The sequence below is a fragment of the Citrobacter sp. CK185 genome (genome assembly GCF_030333565.1).
Classification (GTDB): Bacteria; Pseudomonadota; Gammaproteobacteria; order Enterobacterales; family Enterobacteriaceae; genus Citrobacter_B; species Citrobacter_B koseri.
Map to the genome: position 1 here is coordinate 294,392 of NZ_JAOWFR010000022.1, position 25,341 is coordinate 319,732.

21 protein-coding genes and 2 tRNA genes are annotated in these 25,341 nt (G+C 53.4%); 3 read left to right on the forward strand and 20 right to left on the reverse strand.

The window, feature by feature from the left end:
- Positions 1–42 precede the first annotated feature (42 nt).
- The 12 genes from mtr to OGV79_RS07215 all read right to left on the reverse strand — a co-directional run bounded on the left by mtr (position 43) and on the right by OGV79_RS07215 (position 13,791).
- Positions 43–1,287 (reverse strand): tryptophan permease, encoded by a 1,245-nt coding sequence (mtr, locus tag OGV79_RS07160; RefSeq protein WP_114848367.1) that lies wholly within the window; start codon positions 1,285–1,287, stop codon positions 43–45.
- Between the two features lie 153 nt (positions 1,288–1,440).
- Positions 1,441–3,339: an ATP-dependent RNA helicase DeaD gene (gene deaD / locus OGV79_RS07165; protein ID WP_024130983.1), complete on the reverse strand. Its 1,899-nt coding sequence runs from the start codon at positions 3,337–3,339 to the stop codon at positions 1,441–1,443.
- Positions 3,332–3,412 (reverse strand): protein YrbN, encoded by an 81-nt coding sequence (gene yrbN, locus OGV79_RS07170; RefSeq protein WP_010723222.1) that lies wholly within the window; start codon positions 3,410–3,412, stop codon positions 3,332–3,334. Before yrbN ends, deaD begins: the two co-directional genes overlap by 8 nt.
- A gap of 105 nt (positions 3,413–3,517) precedes the next feature.
- Positions 3,518–4,402, reverse strand: a complete 885-nt coding sequence (nlpI, locus tag OGV79_RS07175) for a lipoprotein NlpI (protein WP_012135296.1) — start codon at positions 4,400–4,402, stop codon at positions 3,518–3,520.
- A 109-nt stretch (positions 4,403–4,511) separates the two neighbouring features.
- The gene (pnp, locus tag OGV79_RS07180) at positions 4,512–6,647 is read right to left on the reverse strand and encodes a polyribonucleotide nucleotidyltransferase (protein ID WP_286468199.1); all 2,136 of its coding nucleotides are present in this window, start codon (positions 6,645–6,647) and stop codon (positions 4,512–4,514) included.
- A 246-nt stretch (positions 6,648–6,893) separates the two neighbouring features.
- Positions 6,894–7,163: a 30S ribosomal protein S15 gene (rpsO, locus tag OGV79_RS07185; protein WP_003861789.1), complete on the reverse strand. Its 270-nt coding sequence runs from the start codon at positions 7,161–7,163 to the stop codon at positions 6,894–6,896.
- A gap of 152 nt (positions 7,164–7,315) precedes the next feature.
- Complete coding sequence (gene truB, locus OGV79_RS07190) at positions 7,316–8,260, reverse strand: tRNA pseudouridine(55) synthase TruB (protein ID WP_012135299.1); 945 nt, start codon at positions 8,258–8,260, stop codon at positions 7,316–7,318.
- Complete coding sequence (gene rbfA / locus OGV79_RS07195; RefSeq protein WP_001040203.1) at positions 8,260–8,661, reverse strand: 30S ribosome-binding factor RbfA; 402 nt, start codon at positions 8,659–8,661, stop codon at positions 8,260–8,262. The genes truB and rbfA overlap by 1 nt, the downstream gene beginning before the upstream one ends.
- A gap of 168 nt (positions 8,662–8,829) precedes the next feature.
- Entirely contained in the window at positions 8,830–11,514 is a 2,685-nt protein-coding gene (gene infB / locus OGV79_RS07200) for a translation initiation factor IF-2 (protein ID WP_012135301.1), read from the reverse strand.
- A 24-nt stretch (positions 11,515–11,538) separates the two neighbouring features.
- On the reverse strand, positions 11,539–13,026 hold the full coding sequence (nusA, locus tag OGV79_RS07205; RefSeq protein WP_012135303.1) for a transcription termination factor NusA: 1,488 nt from the start codon (positions 13,024–13,026) through the stop codon (positions 11,539–11,541).
- 28 nt (positions 13,027–13,054) lie between these two features.
- Entirely contained in the window at positions 13,055–13,507 is a 453-nt protein-coding gene (rimP, locus tag OGV79_RS07210) for a ribosome maturation factor RimP (protein ID WP_012135304.1), read from the reverse strand.
- A 207-nt stretch (positions 13,508–13,714) separates the two neighbouring features.
- Positions 13,715–13,791 (reverse strand) — tRNA-Met (locus OGV79_RS07215).
- A 346-nt stretch (positions 13,792–14,137) separates the two neighbouring features.
- On the opposite strand from OGV79_RS07215, the gene argG reads away from it, so the two are divergent.
- Entirely contained in the window at positions 14,138–15,481 is a 1,344-nt protein-coding gene (gene argG / locus OGV79_RS07220) for an argininosuccinate synthase (RefSeq protein WP_286468200.1), read from the forward strand.
- 205 nt (positions 15,482–15,686) lie between these two features.
- Here the strand turns inward: argG and OGV79_RS07225 are convergent.
- From OGV79_RS07225 to rlmE, 6 genes are all read right to left on the reverse strand, one after another.
- Positions 15,687–15,773: transfer RNA gene (locus OGV79_RS07225), tRNA-Leu, on the reverse strand.
- A gap of 9 nt (positions 15,774–15,782) precedes the next feature.
- Positions 15,783–16,115 carry a preprotein translocase subunit SecG gene (gene secG, locus OGV79_RS07230; RefSeq protein ID WP_012135307.1) on the reverse strand — a complete coding sequence of 111 codons (333 nt, stop codon included), beginning with the start codon at positions 16,113–16,115 and terminating at the stop codon, positions 15,783–15,785.
- 227 nt (positions 16,116–16,342) lie between these two features.
- On the reverse strand, positions 16,343–17,680 hold the full coding sequence (glmM, locus tag OGV79_RS07235) for a phosphoglucosamine mutase (RefSeq protein ID WP_012135308.1): 1,338 nt from the start codon (positions 17,678–17,680) through the stop codon (positions 16,343–16,345).
- Positions 17,673–18,521 (reverse strand): dihydropteroate synthase, encoded by an 849-nt coding sequence (folP, locus tag OGV79_RS07240; protein WP_058668151.1) that lies wholly within the window; start codon positions 18,519–18,521, stop codon positions 17,673–17,675. Before folP ends, glmM begins: the two co-directional genes overlap by 8 nt.
- Positions 18,522–18,611: 90 nt before the next feature.
- On the reverse strand, positions 18,612–20,546 hold the full coding sequence (gene ftsH, locus OGV79_RS07245) for an ATP-dependent zinc metalloprotease FtsH (RefSeq protein WP_012135310.1): 1,935 nt from the start codon (positions 20,544–20,546) through the stop codon (positions 18,612–18,614).
- A gap of 99 nt (positions 20,547–20,645) precedes the next feature.
- Positions 20,646–21,275 carry a 23S rRNA (uridine(2552)-2'-O)-methyltransferase RlmE gene (gene rlmE, locus OGV79_RS07250; protein WP_000145975.1) on the reverse strand — a complete coding sequence of 210 codons (630 nt, stop codon included), beginning with the start codon at positions 21,273–21,275 and terminating at the stop codon, positions 20,646–20,648.
- A 126-nt stretch (positions 21,276–21,401) separates the two neighbouring features.
- Here rlmE and yhbY point away from each other — a divergent pair, with 126 nt between their 5' ends.
- The gene (gene yhbY, locus OGV79_RS07255) at positions 21,402–21,695 is read left to right on the forward strand and encodes a ribosome assembly RNA-binding protein YhbY (protein WP_004139797.1); all 294 of its coding nucleotides are present in this window, start codon (positions 21,402–21,404) and stop codon (positions 21,693–21,695) included.
- Positions 21,696–21,850: 155 nt separating this feature from the next.
- Here yhbY and greA read toward each other — a convergent pair whose 3' ends face one another.
- Positions 21,851–22,327, reverse strand: coding sequence for a transcription elongation factor GreA (greA, locus tag OGV79_RS07260; RefSeq protein ID WP_012135312.1), 477 nt, complete (start codon positions 22,325–22,327; stop codon positions 21,851–21,853).
- Positions 22,328–22,574: 247 nt separating this feature from the next.
- On the opposite strand from greA, the gene dacB reads away from it, so the two are divergent.
- Complete coding sequence (gene dacB, locus OGV79_RS07265) at positions 22,575–24,008, forward strand: serine-type D-Ala-D-Ala carboxypeptidase (RefSeq protein ID WP_049010979.1); 1,434 nt, start codon at positions 22,575–22,577, stop codon at positions 24,006–24,008.
- Between the two features lie 148 nt (positions 24,009–24,156).
- Here dacB and cgtA read toward each other — a convergent pair whose 3' ends face one another.
- Positions 24,157–25,329, reverse strand: coding sequence for an Obg family GTPase CgtA (cgtA, locus tag OGV79_RS07270; RefSeq protein WP_012135316.1), 1,173 nt, complete (start codon positions 25,327–25,329; stop codon positions 24,157–24,159).
- Between the last annotated feature and the right edge of the window lie 12 nt (positions 25,330–25,341).

Below are 25,341 nucleotides of genomic sequence, written 5' to 3' on the forward strand. Positions count from 1 at the left end.
TTCAGGCCGGATAAGGCGTAGCCGCCATCCGGCACAACAAACTTACTGGTACACTGGTAGCAAGTTCACGCTCGACAGAATATGCACCAGCGCGTTGCCGATACCGAATACCAGGATCAGCGCAATCATCGGCTTGCCGCCCCAGACACGGAATTTCGGGCTGCCGAAGCGTTGGCGTGAAGCTCGCGCCAGCAGAGCCGGAACAATGGCTGCCCAGATGGTTGCCGCCAGCCCCGCATAGCCGATAGCATACAGGAACCCGTTCGGCCACAGCAGACCGCCAATCACCGGCGGCAGGAAAGTCAGCAGCGCAGTTTTGAAGCGCCCCAGCGCCGAATCATCAAAACCAAACAGATCCGCCAGATAGTCAAACAGACCGAGCGTCACGCCGAGGAACGAACTCGCCACCGCAAAGTTAGAGAACACCACCAGCAGCAGATCCAGACTGCGGCTGTTCAGTACGCCGCTCAGCGCCTGTACCAGCACATCAATATTACCGCCCTGCTGCGCAATACCGATAAACGCCGGGCGCGGAATATTACCCATCGTACCCAACAGCCAGATGGTATACAGCACCAGCGCCATCAGCGTACCGTACACCAGGCATTTCACGATGGTACGCGGATCTTTACCGTAATACTTCATCAGGCTTGGCACGTTGCCGTGATAACCAAACGACGCCAGGCAAAACGGCAATGTCATCAGCAGGTACGGCGTGTAAGACGCGTTGCTTTCGGCCACGTTAAACAGCGTCGCCGGCGTGACGTGCCCCAGCAGACTGCCGAACGTCAGAAAGAAGGTGATGACTTTCGCGCCCAGCACAATCGCCGTCATCCGGCTAACCGCTTTGGTACTTAACCAGACAACAAAAGCCACCAGCAACGCAAACGCAAAACCTGCCGCCCGCGCCGGAACGTTCAGCGACATTTCAGCAAAGGTATGATGCAGAATCGAGCCGCTCGCCGAGATATAGGCGTAGGTCAGGATATAGAGCACAAAGGCAATAGAGATCCCATTCACCACGTTCCAGCCTTTACCCAGCAGGTCTTTGGTGATGGTGTCAAAGCTGGAACCAATCCGGTAGTTGAGGTTGGCTTCGAGGATCATCAGCCCGGAATGCAGCATACAGAACCAGGTAAACACCAACCCCGCCATCGACCAGAAGAACCACGCACCGGACATGACCACCGGCAGGGAGAACATTCCCGCGCCAATAATGGTGCCGCCGATGATCACCACGCCGCCAAGCAGCGAAGGTGACGTTTGGGTGGTGGTTAGTGTTGCCATTCAGCCCTCTCTCCAGTGAATAATATTGCGACTACATTTTATTGTGTCGCACTGTACCAGTACGCGAGTACAAAGGAAATAAAAAAAGCCCCGATCGCAATCATCGGGGCTGTATATTTTACTTTACGGTGCGAGACCGCGATTTAGCGTGAATTACGCATCACCGCCGAAACGACGACGACCGGTGGAGTCGTCACGACGCGGCGCACGGCCTTCACGACGCTCACCGCTGAAACGACGACCATCACCACGGCCACCTTCACGACGTTCGCCGCCAAAACCACGACCGCCTTCACGACGCTCGCCACCGAAGCTACGACCACCGCCACGACGCTCGTTACCGGAATGCGGTTGCGCATCGCCCAGCAGTTGCATGTTCATCGGCTTGTTCAGGATGCGGGTGCGCGTAAAGTGCTGCAACACCTCACCCGGCATACCTTTCGGCAGCTCAATGGTGGAGTGGGAAGCAAACAGCTTGATGTTACCAATGTAACGGCTGCTGATGTCGCCTTCGTTAGCAATCGCGCCAACGATATGACGCACTTCAACACCGTCATCACGGCCCACTTCAATGCGGTACAGCTGCATATCGCCAACGTCACGACGTTCACGACGCGGGCGATCTTCACGGTCACCACGATCAGCACGCGGGCCACGATCGTTACGATCGCGCGGACCACGGTCATCACGGTCACGGAATTCACGTTTAGGACGCATCGGCGCATCCGGCGGTACGATCAGCGTGCGTTCGCCCTGCGCCATTTTCAGCAGTGCGGCAGCCAGCGTTTCGAGATCCAGCTCTTCGCCTTCTTCGGTCGGCTGGATTTTCGCCAGCAGTGCGCGGTACTGATCCAGATCGCTGCTTTCCAGCTGCTGCTGAACTTTCGCTGCAAATTTTTCCAGACGGCGTTTGCCCAGCAGTTCTGCGTTCGGCAGTTCCACTTCCGGGATGGTCAGCTTCATGGTGCGTTCAATGTTGCGCAGCAGACGACGCTCGCGGTTCTCAACGAACAGCAGCGCGCGGCCAGCACGACCCGCACGACCGGTACGGCCGATACGGTGAACGTAAGACTCGGAGTCCATCGGGATATCGTAGTTTACAACCAGGCTGATGCGCTCAACGTCCAGGCCACGGGCCGCAACGTCAGTTGCAATCAGGATATCCAGACGACCGTCTTTCAGACGCTCCAGAGTCTGCTCACGCAGCGCCTGGTTCATGTCGCCATTCAGCGCGGCGCTGTTGTAACCGCTACGCTCCAGCGCTTCAGCCACTTCCAGGGTCGCATTTTTAGTACGAACGAAGATAATCGCCGCATCAAAATCTTCAGCTTCCAGGAAACGCACCAGCGCTTCGTTTTTACGCATGCCCCAGACAGTCCAGTAGCTCTGGCTGATGTCAGGACGCGTGGTCACGCTGGACTGAATGCGAACTTCCTGCGGCTCTTTCATAAAGCGGCGGGTAATGCGACGAATCGCTTCCGGCATGGTGGCAGAGAACAGTGCGGTCTGATGACCTTCAGGAATCTGCGCCATGATGGTTTCAACGTCTTCGATGAAGCCCATACGCAGCATTTCGTCGGCTTCGTCCAGCACCAGACCGCTCAGTTTAGAGAGATCCAGCGTGCCGCGTTTTAAGTGATCAAGCAGACGTCCCGGCGTACCGACAACGATCTGCGGCCCTTGACGCAGGGCGCGTAACTGCACGTCATAACGCTGGCCGCCGTACAGGGCAACCACGTTCACGCCGCGCATATGTTTAGAGAAATCCGTCATGGCTTCAGCAACCTGAACCGCCAGTTCGCGGGTCGGTGCCAGCACCAGAATCTGAGGTGCCTTCAGCTCAGGATCAAGATTGTTAAGCAGCGGTAAGGAGAACGCTGCGGTTTTGCCGCTACCGGTCTGGGCCATACCCAGAACATCGCGACCGCCCAGCAGATGCGGGATGCACTCTGCCTGGATTGGAGATGGTTTTTCGTAACCCAGATCGTTAAGGGCGTCAAGGATAGGAGCCTTCAGGCCCAGATCTGCAAAAGTGGTTTCGAATTCAGCCATGTAGTACGTGTGCCTCAAAATTAATGGCGGCCAGTCTACATAACTCATCATGAAATTGATCTGCAATTTTCATTGAAAAGTGTGAACCGGCTCAAAGTAGGTGTATTAACGAACAACAACGCCCTCACCCGTGAAGGTGATGGCAATCAAAAAGATTACGGGCTGATGTGTACGTCAGCTATTGCTGGTCCGATTCTGCCAGGTCATCTTGGTCCTGGCCCAGGAGCGATAATTCCAACAATGCGTATCGGTGCTCAACAAAGTTATGAACGTTGTTAGCCACCGCCAGTTTGAACAATGCCGTAGCGTTGTCCAAATCCCCCAGACTTAGGTAATACTTACCTAAATAGAAGTTGGTTTCACTGAGATGCTCAGCGAGCGAGGTGTTATCCGTTGCGTCCGCCTTCAGGCGTTCCATCAGCGTTGCTTCGCTAATGTTGCCCAGGTAGAACTCGACAATGTTCCATCCCCATTGTTCTTTATCCGATTTCTCGAAGCGTTGCTTTAACGCTTCTTTCGCCTGCTTCTCATCGAGCTTCTGCTCAGCGAGATAAAGCCACAGGCTGCGGAAAGGATCATTGGGATCGTCTTGATAAAACGCCAGCAGATCATCTTGCGCTAACTTGTCGCGACCGCCGTAATACAATGCGATACCGCGATTTAAGTACGCGTAGTTGTAAGTTGGATCAAGCTCAAGTACAGAATCAAACGCTTCATAGGCAGCATCAAAATTGCCTGCCTGCGTTAAATAAATGCCTAAGTAATTGAATACTTCAGGCATATCCGGTCGGATTGCCAGCGCTTGTGAAAAATCATTTCGCGCTAATGCCCTCAGACCCAGACTATCATACAACACTCCGCGCTCATATAAAAGCTGTGCGCGTTCGTCATCGGTTAAAGCCCGACTGGCAAGAATTTGTTCCATGCGTGCCAGAATCACTTCCTGCTGCAAAGTCGGTTGCAATGGCACCGCGAGGACTTCACTCTTACGCCAGGCAGAGTTGCTGCATCCTGCCAGCGTGAGTGCTGTCGCAACGAAACACCAGCGCAAAAAAGGCTTCATTTCCCACTCCCGAAGACAACGATTGAATGAACGTCCTGTTCCCCGGTTGCTGACAAGGCGTCCTGCCGGGTCAAAGGCCCTCCGCCAAAGCGGAGGGCAAATGGCAACCTTACTCGCCCTGTTCTGCTGCCGGAGCTTCCGGCGCAGCAGCTGGTTGAGACTGCTCAGTTGCTTCTTTAATGCTCAGACGTACGCGGCCCTGGCGATCAACTTCCAGAACTTTAACCGGTACTTCCTGACCCATTTGCAGGTAATCGGTCACTTTCTCTACGCGCTTGTCAGCGATCTGAGAGATGTGTACCAGACCTTCTTTACCGCCGCCAATGGCAACAAACGCGCCAAAGTCAACGATGCGGGTCACTTTACCATTGTAGATACGGCCCACTTCGATTTCCGCAGTGATCTCTTCGATACGACGGATAGCATGTTTCGCTTTTTCGCCGTCGGTCGCCGCGATCTTCACCGTACCGTCATCTTCGATTTCGATGGTGGTGCCAGTTTCTTCGGTCAGAGCACGGATAACAGAACCGCCCTTACCGATAACGTCTTTGATCTTGTCCGGGTTGATCTTGATGGTGTGGATACGCGGAGCGAACTGAGAAATATCGCCACGCGGCGCGTTGATCGCCTGTTCCATCACGCCCAGGATGTGCAGACGCGCACCTTTTGCCTGGTTCAGCGCAACCTGCATGATCTCTTTGGTGATACCTTCAATTTTGATATCCATCTGCAACGCAGAGATACCGTCGCGGGAACCCGCCACTTTGAAGTCCATATCGCCCAGGTGGTCTTCGTCGCCCAGGATGTCAGACAGAACAACAAAGTTGTCGCCTTCTTTCACCAGACCCATCGCGATACCCGCAACGGCCGCTTTAATCGGCACGCCTGCGTCCATCAGCGCCAGGGAAGCGCCACACACGGAAGCCATAGAGGAAGACCCGTTGGATTCAGTAATTTCAGACACCACGCGAACGGTGTACGGGAATTTGTCCATTTCCGGCATAACTGCCAGAACGCCGCGCTTCGCCAGACGACCGTGACCAATTTCACGACGCTTCGGAGAACCGACCATGCCGGTTTCACCAACGGAGTACGGAGGGAAGTTATAGTGGAACAGGAAGCTGTCAGTGCGTTCGCCCATCAGTTCATCAAGAACCTGCGCGTCACGAGCGGTACCCAGCGTCGCCGTGACCAGCGCCTGCGTTTCGCCACGAGTGAACAGCGCGGAACCGTGAGTACGCGGCAGCACGCCAGTACGCACGTCCAGGCCACGGATCATGTCTTTTTCACGGCCATCAATACGCGGCTCGCCGGCCAGTACGCGGCTACGAACAACGTTTTTCTCGATAGCGTGCAGGATTTCGCCCAGTTCGTTTTCGTCCAGGGTTTCGTCTTCTGCAACCAGCGCAGCGATGGTTTCAGATTTGATCACGTCAACCTGAGCATAACGCTCCTGTTTGTCGGTGATACGGTAAGCGTCGCTCAGGCGAGCTTCGGCCAGTGCAGCAACGCGCGCGTTCAGCACTTCGTTTACCGCTTCCGGCTGCCAGTCCCAACGCGGTTTGCCTGCTTCTTTCACCAGATCGTTGATGTTCTGAATCACAATCTGCTGCTGCTCGTGGCCGAATACCACGGCGCCCAGCATGGTGTCTTCGCTCAGCAGTTCTGCTTCGGATTCAACCATAAGAACAGCCGCTTCAGTACCGGCAACCACCAGGTCCAGCTTACTTTCTTTCAGTTCGTCCTGAGTCGGGTTCAGTACATACTGGTCATTGATATAACCAACACGCGCGGCGCCAATCGGGCCGTTGAACGGAATGCCGGACAGAGACAGCGCGGCAGAAGCACCGATCATCGCGACGATATCCGGGTTAACCTGCGGGTTAACGGAAACGACGGTTGCGATAACCTGAACTTCGTTAACGAAGCCTTCCGGGAACAGCGGACGAACCGGGCGGTCAATCAGACGCGCGATCAGGGTTTCGCCTTCGCTCGGACGGCCTTCACGACGGAAGAAGCTGCCCGGGATACGGCCAGCAGCGTAAGTACGCTCCTGATAGTTAACGGTCAGCGGGAAGAAATCCTGGCCCGGCTTCGCTTTTTTCTGACCAACAACGGTAACGAATACCGCAGTGTCATCCATGCTTACCATAACGGCGGCAGTTGCCTGACGCGCCATCATGCCAGTTTCCAGCGTAACGGTATGCTGACCGTACTGGAATTTACGAACGATCGGATTAAGCAAAATAATACCCTTTCTTAATTTTTGACGGCACACTCAGGCGCCATCGTTAATACCCGATCTTCTGCGCATCCTCGCGACTAATGACAACCCTAACCCATGCTCTTTGGGTGAAGCCTCTCATTAGCCGCGCGAACCTCTGCAACGGAAGATCATCCATAGCAACAATACATTAGTTTCCAGTGAATTGCTGCCGTCTGGTTGAAAAAAGGGGCCATGAAGGCCCCCTCTTTCTGAAACTCGCAAGAATTAGCGACGCAGACCCAGACGCTCGATCAGCGCGGTGTAACGTGCAACATCTTTACGTTTCAGGTAGTCGAGCAGTTTACGACGCTGAGAAACCATGCGCAGCAGACCACGACGGCTGTGGTGATCTTTTTTGTGCTCTGCAAAGTGGCCCTGCAGGTGGTTAATCTGTGCAGTCAGCAGAGCAACCTGAACTTCGGTAGAACCGCTGTCGTTAGTACCACGACCAAACTCAGAAACGATTTTAGCTTTAGCTTCAACGCTTAGAGACATGATGAACTCCAAAAATAATAAAGAATGAAAGGGTGCCAATCTCTAATTCAGCGACCCCATGTAAACGCCGCGCGAACTTGTTAAAAAATTTACGTGACGTTAAGCGGCGGTATTCTACTCGTAGCGTCCTGTTATCGCAAGACGGAGCAGCATTACGCCGGGTACTCAACCACTAACCGACGAGGCGCCACGCGGCCTTCATCGTCGATTTCGCCCATGCCAATAAATTTTTCGTCATCACCTTCCGTCACGCGAACCAGTCCTTCAAGCGGCACGCCTGTCGTCCGTACCGGGTTACCGTTTTTAAAGTAAACCGATGACGTTAAAGGAAGATTGACAACTGGATAGTCCGAAGCCGGACTGTCCATCGGCATCAGCAGCGGATCTAACAGTTGCGCAGCCGGAATATCCTGCCGTTCCGCCTGTTCAACAAGCTCACGTAGCTGTTCCAGCGTGACCATACGGTCAACCGGATATTTACTGACCGCCAGACGTCGCAGGAAGATCACATGCGCGCCACACCCAAGTTTCTCACCCAAATCATCGATAATGGTGCGAATGTAGGTGCCCTTCGAGCAGTGAACCTCCAGTTCCAGTTCATCCCCTTCGTGGCGAATAAACAGCAGTTCGTAAACGGTAATCGGGCGGGCTTCACGGGGAACTTCAATCCCCTGACGCGCATATTCGTAGAGCTTCTTGCCCTGATACTTCAGCGCCGAATACATCGATGGAATCTGCTCGATATCGCCACGGAACGTCTCCAGCGCGGCAGCTAACTGCTCTGCGCTGAAGGTTACCGGACGTTCCTGCACGATTTGACCATCGGCATCGGAGGTGTCGGTACGCTGCCCCAGGCGGGCAATCACGCGGTAACGTTTGTCAGAATCCAGCAGATACTGCGAAAACTTTGTCGCTTCCCCGAGGCAGATGGGCAACATGCCCGTCGCCAGCGGGTCCAGCGCGCCGGTATGTCCGGCACGGTTGGCGTTATAGATGCGTTTTACTTTCTGCAAGACGTCATTGCTGGACATGCCCTGCGGCTTATCCAGCAGCAGGACGCCGTGAATGTCGCGACCACGACGACGAGGACGACTCATTAGTCCTCCTTGCTGTCGTCCGGGTTCACACGACGTTCTTCGTCATGTTTCACCACGTTAGTCACCAGGTTAGACATACGCATCCCTTCAACCAGCGAGTTGTCGTAGAAGAAGGTCAGTTCCGGCACGATACGCAGACGCATCGCTTTCCCCAGCAGGGTACGGATAAAGCCAGACGCTTCCTGCAACGCTTTGATGCCCGCTTTTACCGCGTCTTCATCTTTGTCGTTCAGAAAGGTGACATACACTTTGGCATAGGCCAGATCGCGGGACATCTCCACACCGGAAACGGTGGTCATCATGCCAAGACGCGGATCTTTAATTTCGCGTTGCAGGATGATAGCGATCTCTTTTTGCATTTCCTGGGCTACGCGCTGCGGGCGACCAAATTCTTTCGCCATAATAAATTCTCCAGAATAAAGACAAAAAAGGGGCCAAAAGCCCCTTTTTAAATTTCATGCCGGGTGGCGTGGGCTATAAACTGTAGGCCTGATAAGCATGGCGCCATCAGGCATTACATTGCCGGATGGCGGCGTAAACGCCTTATCCGGCCTACAACCCGGCCGACCTTACGCAATCGTACGTTGGATCTCGATGATCTCGAACACTTCGATCATATCGCCAACGCGAACGTCGTTGTAGTTCTTAACGCCGATACCACATTCCATGCCGTTACGGACTTCGTTAACGTCATCTTTGAAGCGGCGCAGGGATTCCAGCTCGCCTTCGTAGATAACCACGTTGTCGCGCAGTACGCGGATCGGGTTGTGGCGTTTAATCGTACCTTCAGTAACCATACAGCCTGCGACAGCGCCAAATTTCGGTGATTTGAACACGTCACGGACTTCAGCCAGACCAATGATCTGCTGTTTCAGTTCTGGAGACAGCATGCCGCTCATTGCCGCTTTCACTTCGTCGATCAGGTTATAGATGACGGAGTAGTAGCGCAGATCCAGGCTTTCCGCTTCAATCACTTTACGCGCAGAGGCATCGGCACGCACGTTGAAGCCAACCAGGATCGCGTTGGATGCAGCAGCCAGGGTTGCGTCGGTTTCGGTGATACCACCTACGCCGGAACCGATGATCTTCACTTTCACTTCGTCGGTAGACAGTTTCAGTAAAGAGTCGGAGATCGCTTCCACAGAGCCCTGAACGTCCGCTTTCAGTACGATGTTCACTTCATGAACTTCGCCTTCGGTCATGTTAGCGAACATGTTCTCAAGTTTAGATTTCTGCTGACGCGCCAGTTTAACTTCGCGGAATTTACCCTGACGATACAGCGCAACTTCACGGGCTTTCTTCTCGTCACGAACCACGGTCACTTCATCACCGGCAGCCGGAACGCCGGACAGACCCAGGATCTCAACCGGAATGGACGGACCCGCTTCCAGCACTTCCTGACCCAATTCGTTACGCATTGCACGAACGCGGCCATATTCGAAGCCACACAGGACGATGTCGCCTTTGTTCAGCGTACCTTCACGAACCAGGACGGTTGCAACCGGACCACGACCTTTATCCAGGAAGGATTCAATTACCGCGCCGCTCGCCATGCCTTTACGAACTGCTTTCAGTTCGAGGACTTCAGCCTGCAACAGGATTGCATCCAGCAGTTCGTCGATGCCAGTACCCGCTTTTGCAGATACGTGGACGAACTGGCTTTCGCCGCCCCACTCTTCCGGCAGGATGCCGTACTGGGACAGTTCGTTTTTAACACGATCCGGATCGGCTTCTGGCTTATCGATCTTGTTCACCGCAACCACAACCGGCACACCCGCCGCTTTCGCGTGCTGGATAGCTTCGATGGTCTGCGGCATCACGCCGTCGTCTGCCGCCACAACCAGAACAACGATATCCGTTGCCTGCGCACCACGAGCACGCATAGAGGTAAACGCGGCGTGACCCGGGGTATCCAGGAAGGTGATCATACCGTTGTCGGTTTCAACGTGGTAAGCACCGATGTGCTGGGTAATGCCGCCCGCTTCGCCAGAGGCAACTTTCGTAGAACGAATGTAGTCCAGCAGAGAGGTTTTACCGTGGTCAACGTGACCCATGATGGTCACAACCGGAGCACGCGGTTCTGCCGCCGCACCCGTGTCACGGTCGCTCATTACCGCTTCTTCCAGCTCGTTTTCACGACGCAGGATAACTTTGTGGCCCATCTCTTCAGCAACCAGCTGTGCGGTTTCCTGGTCGATGACCTGGTTGATAGTTGCCATCGCGCCCAGTTTCATCATCGCTTTGATGACCTGAGAGCCTTTTACCGCCATCTTGTTCGCCAGCTCGCCAACGGTGATGGTTTCACCAATCACAACGTCACGGTTAACAGCCTGAACCGGTTTCTGGAAGCTCTGTTGCAGAGCAGAACCTTTACGGTTTTTACCGCCTTTACCGCCGCGAACGGCCGCACGGGCTTCTTCACGATCGGCTTTCGATTCAGAGTGTTTGTTGCCTTTTTTCGCCGGACGCGCTGCTTTCGCATTGCGACTACGACCACGGCCGCCTTCAACTTCACGGTCGTTTTCGTCTTCGGCCTGGCGGGCGTGTTGAGACGTGGTAACGTGATAATCGCTGGTGTCTTCAGTCGGTTCCGCGTTATCAGTCCATTTGTTCTCTTCCGCCATGCGGCGAGCTTCTTCTGCTACGCGACGCGCTTCTTCTTCAAGTTTGCGACGCGCTTCTTCTTCCGCTTTACGCTTCAGCTCTGCTGCTTCATTTTCACGGCGGGCTTTTTCGGCCTGGGCGGTCTTGGTCATATCGTCAGTCTGTTGATTGCTCACTTTGTCTTTTTCCGCAGCTTCACGTTTCGCTTTTTCAGCGGCGTCACGTTTAGCTTGTTCTGCGGCCTCACGGTCAGCTTTTTGTTGCGCCTCGCGTTTGGCTGTTTCTTCTGCCTCACGACGGGCTTGCTCTTCCGCTTCACGCTGCGCCTGCTCTTCCGCAGCGAGACGTTCTGTCTCTTGCGGATCGCGTTTCACAAAGGTGCGTTTCTTGCGGACTTCGATTTGTACCGATTTACTTTTTCCACCGGTACCTGGAATATTCAACGTGCTGCGCGTTTTACGTTGCAGCGTCAACTTATCCGGCCCTGAACCATTTTCACGATTCAGGTGCGCCAGTAAAGTCTGTTTTTCTTGTGCGGACACAGAGTCATCAGCAGACTTCGGGATACCGGCATCAGCGAATTGCTGTACCAGGCGATCCACGGAGGTCTGTATCTCTGCGGCCAGCGCTTTTACGGTTACATCTGTCATGCTGTTCCTTCCTGCTACAGTTTATTACGCTTCGTCGCCGAACCAGCAAATATTACGGGCAGCCATAATCAGCTCACCGGCTTTTTCGTCGGTCAACCCTTCGATATCAGCCAGATCATCAATGCCCTGCTCAGCGAGATCTTCCAGCGTACAAACACCACGGGCAGCCAGTTTGAATGCCAGGTCGCGACCCAATCCTTCCAGATTCAGCAGATCGTCAGACGGTTTGTTATCACCAAGGCTTTCTTCCTGGGCCAGTGCCAGAGTGGTCAGTGCGTTTTTGGCACGCTCGCGCAGCGCTTCAACGGTCGGTTCATCCAGCCCGTCGATTTCCAGCAGTTCTTTCATTGGCACGTAGGCCAGTTCTTCCAGCGTCGCGAAACCTTCTTCAACCAGTACGGTTGCGAACTCTTCATCAATATCGAGATATTTGGTGAAGGTATCGATAGCTGCATGTGCTTCAGCCTGATGCTTAGCCTGCAAGTCATCAACCGTCATCACGTTAAGTTCCCAGCCGCTCAGTTGCGCAGCCAGACGGACGTTCTGACCATTACGTCCGATCGCCTGAGCCAGATTACCGGCTTCAACAGCGATATCCATGGTGTGTTTATCTTCATCCACCACGATAGAAGCGACGTCTGCTGGCGCCATCGCGTTAATCACGAACTGCGCCGGGTTATCATCCCACAGGACGATATCGATACGCTCGCCGCCCAGTTCAGTAGAAACGGCCTGAACGCGCGCACCACGCATACCCACACAGGCGCCGACCGGATCGATACGCTTGTCGTTGGTTTTCACCGCGATTTTCGCACGGGAACCCGGATCGCGAGCCGCCGCTTTAATTTCGATGACTTCTTCGCCGATTTCCGGTACTTCAATACGGAACAGCTCGATCAGCATTTCCGGTTTGGAACGCGTCACAAACAGTTGCGCACCACGCGCTTCCGGGCGAACGGAGTACAGAACGCCACGAATACGGTCGCCAGGACGGAAGTTTTCGCGCGGCAGCATATCTTCACGCAGGATCACGGCTTCAGCATTGCTGCCCAGATCCAAAGAGATGTTGTCGCGGTTTACTTTCTTCACCACGCCGGTGATGATTTCGCCTTCGTGCTCGCGGAACTGATCGACCACCATCGCACGCTCGGCTTCACGTACTTTCTGTACGATAACCTGTTTTGCCGTCTGGGTGGTGATACGGTCAAAGGTGACAGATTCAATCTGATCTTCAACGTAGTCGCCCAGGTTCAGGCTTTCGTCTTCAAAACGCGCCGCTTCCAGCGTAATTTCTTTTGTCGGCAGCGTGACTTCTTCTACGATTAACCAACGACGGAAGGTATCGAAATCACCGCTTTTACGATCGATTTGTACGCGAACATCGATCTCTTGTTCGTATTTTTTCTTCGTTGCTGTAGCCAGCGCACTTTCCAGCGCTTCAAAAATCTTCTCGCGTGGCAGCGCTTTCTCATTGGAAACGGCTTCAACAACGGCCAAAATTTCTTTGTTCATCGCGGGCTTTTCACCTCAATCCAGACTATTAAAAGTGGGGAACCAGGTTCGCCTTCTGGATATTACTCAGCGCGAACACTTCATCTTTACCTTCGACTGTGACAGTGATCATTTCACCGTCAACCGCTTTGATAACGCCCTGCCATTTACGACGGTTTTGTACCGCCATACGAAGTACCAGCGTCACTTCTTCACCCAGGAAACGCGCGTAGTGCTCAGCCGTGAACATAGGACGGTCGAGACCTGGCGAGGAGACTTCCAGGTTGTATGCCACAGTGATGGGATCTTCGACATCCAGCACCGCGCTCACCTGGTGACTCACATCAGCACAATCATCAACATTGATGCCATCTTCACTATCAATATAGATGCGCAGTGTGGATGTGCGACCGCGAATAAATTCGATGCCGACCAGTTCGTAACCTAAGGCTTCAACTGGCGCTGTAATCATCTCTGTTAATTTTTGCTCTAATGTGGACAAGCCCACCCCCAAGACATAAAAAAAGGGCCTAAAGCCCAGTTATTCTGTAGTCAGATAACAAAAAACCCCGATAAATCGGGGCTTTAGATAACTGAACCCTATAACCGCAACTGCGGTCTGGAGAACCTTCCGAAAGAATTTTTTTCAAATCCAGCTACGAAGGCCTAAGTCTTCACAGTATATTTGAAAAAGAACTCTAAGGGAAAGTGGTTGCGGGGGCCGGATTTGAACCGACGACCTTCGGGTTATGAGCCCGACGAGCTACCAGGCTGCTCCACCCCGCGCCTGAAACGTGGCAAATTTTACTCGCTTTGGGTAAAAGATGCAAATACTGCTGGGATTTGGTACCGAGGACGGGACGTAAAATCTGCGCGTATTATATTGATTCAATATGCGATATGTCAACCGCGTTAATAATATGCACATGAATGAATACTAACCCGGCCTCCGTTAAGAAGCCGCACCAGTCAGGAAAGAAGCCACCCCATACCGTTTTTTAACGAAATTATCACTAAACTCTTCCTGTCATCCGTAAAAGATGATTAAATGAAAACTCATTTATTTTGCATAAAAATGCACTGAGAGCAGAAAGCCGATCTCTTCATCAGTCTATCAAGCAGGGTTTTATTTATGACGACGATTCTCAAGCATCTTCCGGTAGGTCAACGTATTGGTATCGCTTTTTCCGGCGGCCTGGACACCAGCGCTGCACTGCTGTGGATGCGACAAAAAGGCGCTGTCCCTTATGCATATACTGCGAATCTGGGTCAGCCGGATGAGGATGACTATGACGCCATTCCTCGTCGCGCAATGGAATACGGCGCAGAGAACGCTCGCCTGATTGATTGCCGTAAACAGCTGGTTGCCGAAGGGATCGCCGCGATCCAGTGCGGCGCTTTCCATAACACCACCGGCGGACTGACCTATTTCAACACCACGCCGCTGGGCCGCGCCGTTACCGGCACGATGCTGGTCGCCGCGATGAAGGAAGATGGTGTTAACATCTGGGGCGACGGCAGTACCTATAAAGGAAACGACATCGAGCGTTTCTACCGTTACGGCCTGTTGACCAACGCGGAGCTACAGATTTACAAACCGTGGCTGGATACCGACTTTATTGATGAGCTGGGCGGTCGTCATGAGATGTCCGAGTTTATGATTGCCTGCGGTTTCGACTACAAGATGTCCGTCGAAAAGGCCTATTCCACTGACTCCAACATGCTCGGCGCGACCCATGAAGCCAAAGATCTGGAATTCCTGAACTCCAGCGTCAAGATCGTCAATCCAATCATGGGCGTCAAGTTCTGGGATGAAAACGTGAAAATCCCGGCGGAAGAAGTTACCGTGCGCTTTGAACAGGGGCATCCTGTCGCGTTGAACGGTAAGACCTTCAGCGATGATGTTGAACTGATGCTGGAAGCCAACCGTATCGGCGGCCGTCACGGTCTGGGTATGAGCGATCAGATTGAGAACCGTATCATCGAAGCGAAGAGCCGGGGTATCTATGAAGCGCCGGGGATGGCGCTGCTGCATATTGCCTACGAGCGTCTGCTGACCGGCATCCACAACGAAGACACTATCGAGCAATATCATGCGCATGGCCGTCAGTTAGGCCGCCTGCTGTATCAGGGCCGCTGGTTTGACTCCCAGGCGCTGATGCTGCGTGACGGTCTGCAACGTTGGGTGGCCAGCCAGATTACTGGTGAAGTCACGCTGGAGCTGCGTCGTGGTAACGACTACTCGATCCTGAATACCGTCTCTGACAATCTGACCTACAAACCAGAGCGTCTGACGATGGAAAAAGGTGACTCCGTGTTCTCGCCGGATGACCGTATCGGTCAGTTGACGATGCGCAATCTGGATATCACCGATACGCGTGAAAAACTGTTTGGTTATGCGCAGTCAGGCCTGCTTTCCGCCTCTTCCGTGACAGGTTTGCCGCAGGTTGAGAATCTGGAAAACAAAAGCAAGTAAGTTAACGGACAACGATTAAAGGCCGCATAAGCGGCCTTTTTTGTGGGCGGTGTAGGCCTGATAAACGAAGTGCCATCAGGCACATTACGTAACATGTCGGATGGCGGCGTAAACGCCTTATCCAACCGACAAAAACAAAGTCTATAACCCCCGCGAAATACAGACGAAAAAAAAGACGCTTTTCAGCGTCTTTCTTTAGGAATATTGGTACCGAGGACGGGACTTGAACCCGTAAGCCCTATTGGGCACTACCACCTCAAGGTAGCGTGTCTACCAATTCCACCACCTCGGCACGGAAATCTTAGTGTGGGATATCGCTGCTCGGCTGTGCCGGTGCAACTGGCTGAGTCTGCTCGGTTTTTGCCGGAGCGCTCAGATTTTCCCACTCACTTCCTTTATTGGTCTTGTTGCTGTTGATATTGCCCAGCGCCAGACTGATGATGAAGAACAGCGTTGCCAGCACAGCCGTCATACGGGTCATGAAGTTACCAGAACCACTTGAACCAAACAGCGTAGCGGAAGCGCCTGCTCCAAAGGAGGCTCCCATATCAGCGCCTTTACCTTGCTGTAGCATGATCAAGCCTACCAGGCCAATTGCCACAATAAGGAAAACTACCAAAAGAGCTTCGTACATAATCAACCTGTTCCTTGCGGAGTTGCCGCATACCAATGCTTCAACCAATAAAGCGGGATAATTTACTGTTTCCCACTGAAGCGGGTGTGAATACTAACCAAAGCGAATGACCTTCGCAAGGGCAATTTTAGTGCATTGTATCAACTGCGGAAAAAAACAGCAAAAAGGTCTTTTTCCTGCAACAAAAAGGCGGCAAACGCCGCCTTTTTAGTCACTTATCACCAGGATTAAACCGCTTTTACGGCGTCCGCAATACGATGAGCAAACTCAGTAACCTGCGCTTCATCCTCGCCTTCTACCATTACGCGAATTAACGGTTCAGTACCGGACTTACGCAGCAGCACGCGACCACGATTTCCCAGCGCCGCTTCGACTTCCGCCGTCACCGCCTTAACGTTGTCATTCTCCAGCGGATCGCCGCTACCGGCCGCATAACGTACGTTAACCAGAATCTGCGGGAACATTTTCATGCCGCTGCACAAATCGTGCAGACTCATGTGGTTACGCACCATCGCCGCCAGAACCTGTAGCCCCGCGACAATACCGTCACCGGTGGTGGTTTTATCCAGCAGAATAACGTGGCCGGAGTTTTCCGCCCCAATACGCCAGCCTTTTTCTTGCAGTTTTTCCAGCACGTAGCGGTCGCCGACTTTAGCACGCGCGAACGGAATGCCCAGCTGTTTCAACGCCAGCTCCAGGCCCATGTTGCTCATCAGCGTACCGACTGCGCCACCGCGCAGTTGACCCTGACGCAAACCTTCGCGGGCGATGATATACATGATCTGATCGCCATCGACTTTATTCCCTTCATGGTCAACCATGATCACGCGATCGCCGTCGCCGTCCAGCGCGATCCCTAAATCGGCTTTCTCCGCGATCACGCGCGCCTGTAGCGCACGCACGTCCGTAGCGCCGACTTCTTCATTAATATTGACGCCGTTCGGCTCACAGCCAATCGCAATGACATTCGCACCCAGTTCACGCAGGACGTTCGGTGCAATGTGATAGGTCGCACCGTTGGCGCAATCCACAACAATCTTCAGCTCATTCAGGCTCAGTTCGTTCGGGAACGTACCTTTGCAGAACTCAATGTAGCGCCCCGCAGCATCCACAATACGGCTGGCTTTACCCAGCTCAGAGGAATCCACGCAGGTGATCTCTTTTTCCATCTCTGCTTCAATGGCCTCTTCAACTTCATCAGGCAGTTTGGTGCCGTCAATGGAGAAGAATTTAATCCCGTTGTCATAAAACGGGTTATGCGAAGCGGAGATAACGATCCCGGCCTCTGCACGGAAGGTTCGGGTCAGGTAAGCCACCGCAGGCGTCGGCATCGGGCCGGTAAAAGAGGCAGACAATCCCGCCGCCGCCAGACCGGCTTCCAGCGCAGACTCCAGCATATAGCCAGAAATACGCGTGTCTTTACCGATAATGATTTTACGTGAACCATGACGCGCCAGCACTTTCCCTGCGGCCCAGCCCAGCTTAAGCACAAAGTCAGGAGTAATGGGCGCATCGCCTACACGACCACGGATCCCATCGGTGCCAAAATATTTACGATTACTCATAGCGTTTATTTTCCTTTGCAGACAGGGTGGCTTCTACCACACGCATCGCTTCTACGGTTTCTTTAACGTCATGGACACGAATGATATGCGCCCCCTGCATTGCGGCGATAACCGCACACGCCAGGCTCCCGCTCAAACGATCGGAGGGCCCGACGTTGAGCAACTGACCAATCATCGATTTACGTGACATTCCCACCAGCAGCGGCAGGTTAAAATGATGAAACTCCGCCAGACGTGCCAGTAACGTATAGTTATGGGAGAGATTTTTACCGAAACCGAACCCCGGGTCGAGCAACAATTTCTCTTTTGCGATGCCAGCCCTTTCACAGCGTGCTATTTGGTCAATAAAGTAGCGATTGACCTCCGCAAAAACGTCTTCGTACTTTGGCGCTTCCTGCATTGTTTTAGGCTGCCCTTGCATATGCATCAGGCAGACCGGTAAACCAGTCTCAGCCGCCGCCTCAAGCGCGCCCGGTTCAGAGAGAGAGCGGATGTCGTTGATGATGTGAGCGCCCACTCTTGCCGATTCCCGAATCACCTCCGGTTTTGAGGTATCCACTGAAATCCATACCTCAAAACGCTGGGCGATGGACTCAACTACCGGGATCACGCGTTCCAGTTCTTCTTCAACGCTGACATCCGCCGCTCCCGGTCGCGTTGATTCGCCGCCGACATCAATAATCGTCGCTCCGGCGTTAATCATCAGATTAGCGTGCTTCACCGCCTCCACCAGCGTATTGTGCGTCCCGCCATCGGAGAAAGAATCCGGCGTGACGTTCAGGATGCCCATTACGTGTGGGTGAGAGAGATCCAGCGTGGAGCCCTGGGCGAAGAGTTTCATAGCTAATCCTTCTGATGTTATTTCAAATATAAAAAACCCCGGAGCAAGCCCCAGGGTTTCGGTGAAGCAGAGTCATCAATAACAGATAACTTATTTGTCGCCTAACTGCTCTGACATGGTGTTGCCTGGGTTCGGCGTACGCGGTTCATCAACCGGGCGCGGCGCACGAGGCGTGCCATTGTTGTCAGAGTTGTTGGTGCCGTTCGGATCTTCCCAGCCAGCCGGCGGGCGAACTTCGCGGCGCGCCATCAGGTCATCAATCTGCGGCGCATCGATGGTCTCATACTTCATGAGCGCATCTTTCATTGCATGCAGGATGTCCATATTGTCATTCAGGATCTGACGAGCACGATTGTAGTTACGTTCAATCAGCGCTTTCACTTCCTGGTCGATGATACGCGCGGTTTCATCAGACATGTGTTTGGCTTTCGCAACGCTACGCCCCAGGAACACTTCACCCTCTTCCTCTGCATACAGCAGCGGGCCGAGCTTATCGGAGAAGCCCCACTGGGTGACCATGTTACGCGCCAGGTTAGTCGCGACTTTAATGTCGTTCGACGCACCGGTAGAAACATGCTCTACGCCATAGATGATCTCTTCCGCCAGACGACCGCCGTACAACGTGGAGATCTGGCTTTCCAGTTTCTGACGGCTGGCGCTAATCGCGTCGCCTTCAGGCAGGAAGAAGGTCACACCCAGCGCACGACCGCGCGGAATAATCGTCACTTTATGCACCGGATCGTGCTCTGGAACAAGGCGACCAATAATCGCATGGCCTGCTTCGTGGTAAGCGGTAGATTCTTTCTGCGCTTCCGTCATCACCATGGAGCGACGTTCCGCACCCATCATGATTTTGTCTTTCGCTTTCTCGAACTCAACCATGGATACCACACGCTTGTTGCCACGGGCAGCAAACAGCGCCGCTTCGTTCACAAGGTTCGCCAGATCGGCGCCAGAGAAGCCCGGCGTGCCGCGTGCGATGATTGCCGCATCGATATCCGGCGCCAGCGGTACGCGACGCATATGCACTTTCAGGATCTGCTCACGACCACGCACGTCTGGCAGACCTACCACGACCTGACGGTCGAAACGGCCAGGACGCAGCAGCGCAGGGTCAAGTACGTCTGGACGGTTAGTCGCCGCGATAACGATGATACCTTCGTTACCTTCGAAGCCGTCCATCTCAACCAACATCTGGTTCAATGTCTGTTCACGTTCATCATGACCACCGCCCAGACCCGCGCCACGCTGGCGGCCTACGGCGTCGATTTCATCGATGAAGATAATGCACGGCGCCGCTTTCTTAGCCTGCTCGAACATGTCACGCACACGAGATGCGCCAACACCGACGAACATTTCGACGAAGTCAGAACCGGAAATCGTAAAGAACGGGACTTTCGCTTCGCCTGCAATAGCTTTCGCCAGCAGGGTTTTACCCGTACCCGGAGGGCCGACCATCAGGACGCCTTTCGGGATTTTACCGCCCAGCTTCTGGAAGCGGCTTGGTTCACGCAGATACTCGACCAGCTCAGCCACTTCTTCTTTCGCTTCGTCACAACCTGCGACATCGGCAAAAGTGGTTTTGATCTGATCTTCCGTCAGCATGCGCGCTTTACTCTTACCGAACGACATGGCGCCTTTGCCACCGCCGCCCTGCATCTGACGCATGAAGAAGATCCAGACGCCGATCAGCAACAGCATCGGGAACCAGGAAATAAAGATTGAAGCCAGCAGGCTCGGCTCTTCAGGTGGTTCGCCAACAACCTTGACGTTTTTGGTCAGCAGGTTATCAAGCAGCTTCGGATCGTTAACCGGAATGTAGGTCGTGTAACGGTTACTATCTTTCTTGGTAACGTTGATCTCACGTCCGTTGATACGCGCTTCACGAACCTGGTCCTGGTTGACCTCTTGCAGGAAGGTAGAGTAATCCACCTTACGGCCATTAGACTCGCTGGGCCCAAAGCTCTGGAATACTGACATCAGCACAACGGCAATGACCAGCCAGAGTATTAGGTTTTTCGCCATGTCACTCAAGGGATTAACCTCTTATTACAACTGTGTTAAAAACAGCGTCAGGATACTCTATATCCAGCTTCTTTCAAACTTTCGTCTGAAATCCCCCGGTTATGGTTTTCGCCCGGTCGCTACAATATACACTTCGCGTGAACGCGCACGCGAAGAGTCCGGCTTACGAACTTTAACCTTCGTAAACAGGGAGCGAATTTCCCTTAGGTACTCATCGAAACCTTCGCCCTGGAACACCTTCACTACAAAACTTCCACCTGGCGCCAGCACATCACGACACATTTCTAACGCCAGTTCCACCAGATACATGGCGCGGGGGATATCCACCGCCGGTGTTCCGCTCATGTTTGGTGCCATATCTGACATGACAACTTGTACTTTACTGTCACCCACGCGTTCCAGCAGCGCTTTCATAACAAGTTCATCACGAAAGTCGCCCTGAAGAAAGTCCACACCAACGATAGGATCCATAGGTAAAAGATCGCAAGCGATGATACGGCCTTTGCCGCCAATCTGCGTGACCACATACTGTGACCAGCCTCCTGGCGCAGCACCGAGGTCGACAACTGTCATCCCCGGCTTAAAAAGTTTGTCACTTTGCTGTATTTCATCAAGTTTAAACCAGGCACGGGAACGTAACCCCTTTTTCTGCGCCTGTTGAACATATTTATCGCTAAAGTGTTCCTGAAGCCAGCGACTCGAGCTGGCAGAACGCTTTTTACCTGTCATTTAACTTTCCCGTCGGGGCAATTCATCGTTACCCGTAGCGTAAATTTTTACGCGCTCATTTGGTGATATATGGGAGATGGCGGTAGAATGACCCGTTTTCAATCCCAACGTAAGCAAAAATATACGATGAATCTGAGTACTAAACAAAAACAGCACCTGAAAGGTCTGGCACATCCGCTCAAGCCGGTAGTTATGCTTGGCAACAATGGTTTGACCGAAGGGGTACTGGCCGAGATTGAACAAGCGTTAGAGCACCATGAACTTATCAAGGTGAAGATCGCCTCGGAAGATCGCGAAACCAAAACCTTGATCGTGGAAGCTATCGTACGCGAAACCGGCGCCTGTAACGTACAGGTCATCGGTAAAACGCTGGTACTTTATCGCCCAACTAAAGAACGTAAAATCTCGCTGCCACGCTAAGAATATCCTAAAGTCGAACACAAAATCTGTGTAAAACGAGGGGTTTTCCGCAAGCAGGAGAGCAAAATGCCACGCTCTCTTCGTTGATAAAAGGCCGCATAGCGGCCTTTTTCCTTTCTTTACAATACATCAACATCTTGAGTATTGGGTAATTCTTACAGGTATTCCACCTTAATCACTTCGTATTCCACTTCGCCGCCAGGCGTTTTGATGGTCACGACGTCATCCTGCTCTTTGCCAACCAGGCCGCGCGCGATAGGTGAATTCACGGAAATCAGGTTCTGTTTAAAATCCGCTTCGTCATCGCCGACAATACGCCAGGTCTGCTCTTCATCGTTATCGAGATTCAGAACAGTTACCGTTGCGCCGAAAACAACACGTCCGTTGTTCGGCATCTTCGTCACGTCGATCACCTGCGCATTCGACAGCTTCGCCTCGATATCCTTGATACGTCCTTCGCAGAAACCCTGCTGTTCACGCGCAGCGTGATACTCGGCGTTCTCTTTCAGGTCGCCATGCTCACGCGCTTCCGCGATAGCGGCGATGATTTCAGGACGGCGCACAGATTTCAGAAAATCCAGCTCTTCGCGCAGTTTTTCGGCACCACGTAAAGTCATCGGAATAGCTTGCATTTGTTATACCTCTTGAACATTCCTGTAGGGGGTGATTGACCCCGCCTCGGCTGCTAAGCCTGCTCCGGTATGCGTTCTACCAAAGCCAGAAGCAAAAAAATACCGACCCGGGTACAAAGCCCCAGGTCAGCTACAATTCTCAATTTGATACGTATTTTACCCTGGAGTTCCCTATGGGTCATCGTTTACTTTCCAGGGCATTGCGCCGTAGTATGACGGCTTGTTTCCAGGTTGTTAGCGCGAGATTATGCGATTTTCCAGATTTATCATCGGATTGACCACCAGTATAGCGTTCAGCGTCCAGGCCGCGAATGTTGATGAATACATCAATCAGCTCCCTGATGGGGCCAACCTTGCTTTCATGGCTCAGAAGGTCGGCGCGTCCACGCCCGCGATTGATTACCATAGCCAGCAGATGGCGCTGCCCGCCAGTACGCAAAAAGTGATCACGGCCCTCGCGGCATTGATTCAGCTCGGCCCCGATTTTCGTTTTACCACCACGCTGGAGACAAAAGGCAACGTGGACAATGGCGTCTTAAAAGGGGACTTAGTGGCGCGATTTGGTGCCGATCCGACGCTAAAACGCCAGGATATTCGCAATATGGTCGCGACGCTGAAAAAATCCGGCGTGACGCAAATTGCGGGAAATGTGCTCATCGACACCTCCATTTTCGCCAGCCATGATAAAGCGCCAGGCTGGCCCTGGAATGACATGACGCAATGTTTTAGCGCCCCCCCCGCAGCCGCCATTGTCGATCGCAACTGCTTTTCCATCTCCCTCTACAGCGCGCAAAAACCGAATGACTTAGCGTATATTCGCGTGGCGTCCTATTACCCGGTGACCATGTTCAGTCAGGTTCGCACTCTCCCACGCGGCTCTGCGGAAGCGCAATACTGTGAGCTGGATGTCGTTCCGGGGGATTTAAACCGCTTCACGCTGACAGGCTGTCTGCCGCAGCGCGCCGAACCGTTACCGCTGGCCTTCGCCATTCAGGACGGCGCCAGCTATGCCGGAGCAATCCTGAAAGACGAGTTAAAACAGGCAGGTATTACCTACAGCGGTACGCTGTTACGCCAGACGCAGGTCAACGAACCCGGAACGGTGGTTGCCAGCAAGCAGTCTGCGCCGCTGCATGATTTGCTTAAGATTATGCTGAAAAAATCGGACAACATGATTGCCGATACCGTCTTTCGCATGATCGGCCACGCACGCTTCAACGTCCCCGGCACATGGCGGGCGGGATCTGATGCCGTACGCCAGATCCTGCGTCAGCAGGCTGGCGTTGATATTGGCAATACCATCATCGCTGACGGTTCGGGCCTCTCTCGCCACAACCTGATTGCCCCGGCCACCATGATGCAGGTGCTGCAATACATCGCCCAACACGACAACGAGCTGAACTTTATCTCCATGCTGCCGCTGGCGGGATATGACGGCTCTCTGCAATACCGTGCGGGTCTGCATCAGGCTGGGGTCGATGGTAAAGTTTCGGCGAAAACAGGCTCGCTGCAAGGGGTCTATAATCTGGCGGGATTTATTACAACGGCAAGTGGGCAACGGATGGCGTTTGTTCAGTATCTTTCCGGGTATGCCGTTACGCCAGCTGACCAGCGCAATCGTCGTATTCCGTTAGTACGTTTTGAAAGCCGGTTGTACAAAGATCTTTATCAGAACAACTAGGTGAGGATAGTGCCGGATGGCGCTGACGCTTATCCGGCCTACACACTAGATGGGTCATTTAATTGCCGGATGGCGGCGCTTTGCGCCTTATCCGGCCTACTATCCGTAGGCCCGGTAAGCGTAAGCGCCACCGGGCATTTGAACCAGATTAACGCTTGTAGATGAACTCGACGCCTTCTTCGTCGTCTTCGTCCCAGTCGTCATCCCAGTCATCTTCTGCTTCATCTTCGACTTCAGCGAGCTGCTGACGGTGATAATCGTCCCACATGAACTCCACTTTCTCCGGCTGCTTCGCTTCATCAGCCTGAACGATGGGGTTCTCGATGATAAAGGTCATCACATCCCAGCAGAGATCTTTCACGCCAGTCTGGCTGGCTGCGGAAATCATGTAGTACTTATCTTCCCAGCCCAGCGCCTGCGCGATAGCTTTCGCTTTTTCTTCCGCTTCGGCCTGGTCCAGCAAATCAATTTTGTTGAACACTAACCAGCGCGGCTTAGCAGCCAGATCCTGACTGTATTTTTCCAGTTCGCCGATAATGATACGGGCGTTTTCCACCGGATCGGAACCGTCGATCGGATCGATATCAATAAGGTGCAGCAGTACGCGGCAACGTTCCAGGTGCTTCAGGAAGCGAATCCCCAGACCCGCGCCTTCCGCCGCGCCTTCAATCAGCCCCGGAATATCGGCAACCACAAAGCTCTTTTCGTTGTCCATACGCACAACGCCAAGGCTCGGCACCAGAGTGGTAAACGGATAGTCCGCCACTTTCGGTTTTGCCGCAGATACCGCGCGGATAAAGGTTGATTTACCGGCGTTTGGCATACCCAGCATACCCACGTCCGCCAGCAGCATCAGCTCCAGCATCAAATCGCGCTTATCGCCCGGCGTACCCATCGTTTTCTGACGCGGAGTACGGTTAACAGAGGACTTAAAGCGGGTATTGCCCAGGCCGTGCCAGCCGCCTTTGGCAACCATCAGACGCTGACCGTGTTTGGTCATATCGCCCATGGTTTCGCCGGTGCCCTGATCGATAACACGCGTACCGACAGGCACTTTGATCGTGACATCTTTCCCACGTTTACCGGTGCAGTCACGGCTTGCGCCATTCTGACCACGTTCAGCGCGGAACGATTTTTCAAAGCGGTAATCGATCAGCGTGTTCAGGTTTTCGTCGGCCTCCAGCCAGACGTCGCCGCCATCGCCGCCATCACCGCCATCCGGGCCGCCTTTCGGGATGTATTTTTCGCGGCGGAAGCTCACGCAACCATTGCCGCCATCGCCAGCAACGACCAGAATCGATGCTTCATCAACAAACTTCATTTTACTCTCCGT